General features: G+C 30.0%; 1 pseudogene. It reads right to left on the bottom strand.

What is annotated here, in order from left to right:
- Positions 1–230 (bottom strand): annotated as a pseudogene (locus tag MMS95_RS24180) (IS5/IS1182 family transposase); the annotation flags it as partial.

Raw genomic sequence — 230 nt, 5'->3', positions numbered from 1 at the left:
CTCTTAAACCCATATTTATCATGGCGATAGGCATATCTTTTAAAACCCAATCGCTTATTGTTTGGACAAATATATTCATCGTTAATTTCGTCATAATCCCAATTTTGAGTGTTAAAGATGTCGCTTTTATATTTTTTAGTTTTATCTTTTATAAACATACCGTAGGTTATAAGTGGTATTCGATTAAAATCATCTATAATTGCCATATAATTGGGTTCGCTACCATAACC

The organism is Serratia sp. PGPR-27, assembly GCF_022678525.1.
In the GTDB taxonomy this organism is placed as follows: Bacteria; Pseudomonadota; Gammaproteobacteria; order Enterobacterales; family Enterobacteriaceae; genus Serratia; species Serratia nematodiphila.
This window is presented reverse-complemented; position numbering and strand designations above follow the sequence as displayed.